2 protein-coding genes are annotated in these 2,036 nt (G+C 43.5%); both read right to left on the reverse strand.

Annotated features, from left to right (window positions below; translation table 11 throughout):
- The coding region (locus ACUVXA_RS20240) for an AAA family ATPase (protein WP_445873101.1) at nt 1–371 on the reverse strand (371 nt) is incomplete at its 3' end.
- On the reverse strand, nt 368–2,036 hold a 1,669-nt coding region (locus tag ACUVXA_RS20245; protein ID WP_445873102.1), incomplete at its 5' end, for a DUF1156 domain-containing protein. The genes ACUVXA_RS20245 and ACUVXA_RS20240, both read right to left, overlap by 4 nt.

Consider the following 2,036-nt stretch of genomic DNA (forward strand, 5'->3'; position numbering starts at 1 on the left):
AGCGGCCAGTTATGTTGCCCAAGGGGCCTTGGGAGACATTGATTAAAGAAATCTCGAAGGGATATCTCATACCGCACTAAGGAAAAAACCTTATCCTTTAACTTTTCTTTAATATCTTCCGGAATACCAAGTTCGATAGCGATTTCAAACCTACTGCCTTGCTGGTTCCATAAAAGCTCATCAAAGCGAGATGCCCTCTTTTCTACTGCATTATGGGGATTTTCATTGAGAATATCTTTGATTAGGTTAATAACATCAAGAAAGGTGCTCTTTCCACTTGCATTTGGTCCAACAAGAATGTGAAAATTTAAAAGTTTTATATCTATATATTTAAGAGCTAGGTAATGAAGAACCTGCACTCGGCGGATCATGTCTGTTTCTCATTAAATAGTGTTTGTTGATACTTCTCTGTCTTAATATTAATCATACCATAACTTTCCTTCCCATACAAAAAGCCCTGGAGCATCTGCTTCTCCTTATCTCCATCCGGCAGGACATCCGAGATTGCCTGAGCCACCTGCCAGAAGGCGCTGCTTTTCAGATTACCGGTAGTTTCGAGGAGCTCAGAAATCGCTTTTCTGTTGTTCTGCTCCCAGTAGAGCAGACTGGCGTGGAGGACATCGATCATGGTGTTGAACTTTTCCTTTTCTAGAAACTTCTTTCCTCGATTTCGGGCATCAAGAACAGAGATGAACTCCTTTTCTTTCTTGATAAAGCCGCTTCCCCACTGCTCGGTGATTTCTATCCCGACAGCCTGAGAAAGCTTTCTAGCATCGTCAAAGTGAACCTTTGCTGAGTTGTAAGTCCAGCGCCAGAGGAGGTAGAACCTGCTCTCTTCGTCTATGCCGCCAAGCTGGGGGCTTTTGAGGATTTTAGTAAGCGCATATTCGCCCACGCTTTTTCGGATGAACTCAAGCAGTTCCTTTGCGGATATCTTTTCTCCTGAGAGCTTCTCAACGCTTTCGTATTTTCCAAATACCTCCATAGCAGGGCCTATGGCTGATATGAAGAAATCGCTTCCCCCTATGCCCTCGTTCCAGAACTGGTCGAGCTTTTCTTTAATCCTTTGCTCAATCAATGGCTTAATTTCATTGAAGTAAGCTGTTTTGCTTTCTGTTCGCTTGCGGCAGACCATGTAGATGGAGGAGGCGAGGGTAGCTGATTCCTTTGCCCTGAGGCGGGCTTTCATCTCAGTATGCACAGGCCAGCTTGCTGTGAGGTAAAGCCCTGAGTTTAAAAGTGCGTTGATTATAGTTTCCCATGCCTCCGTTGATTTATGGGCAAAGACGATACAGGCAATGCCTTCAGGTTTTAATACACGGTAAATTTCTCTGAAGGCTTTTGCGATCATTTCTTCAAAGAACTTCTTCCCGCCTTCAAAGCCCCCTTCACCATGAGAGTATGCCACAATTTCTCCGGTTTTTGGTGTTAAGGGCGTGGTGAAAAGTTCGGGATAAAGCTCGCCAATTGTTCGCTTGAGCCAGACATAGAAGAAATCAGATAGATATGAATAAGGCACATTGTCATAATAGGGCGGGTCTGTGATGACCGCATCAAAGAAGTTGTCGGGGTAGGGGAGGGAGGTGGCGGAGGATTGGGAGACTTGTACAGGAATTGTTTTTTTATCAAATTGCCATATCGAACATGTTTTGTCTGAACTTTTTGTAATATTTTTAGAACATTGGTCATTATTTGTTGGGATTTGGGTGCAGTTATTTATAGTTTCTAACATTGGCTCTAAATCCCAACAACCCCTTGCTGCACTAAAAGGATTTGCTTCTCCATAATCCCAAACCATTGGCAAAGCTTGTCTATCAAATGCTCTTTCAAAAGAGAGAACATCAGGTCTCCATCGAGTTAATACAACCAAATATGTTGCTAATCTATTTATTCCAAATGCCAGATAATTCACCAACGCCTCTGCATACTCTTCCTCAATTCCTTCGGCCAGCATCTTTTCGCGTGCCTGGCGAACCTTATTAACGAAAGTGATAAGCGCAAGCTTCTGACGAGGGTTGAAAAGGTCGCCCCATAAG

Source organism: Candidatus Jordarchaeum sp. (assembly GCF_052745115.1).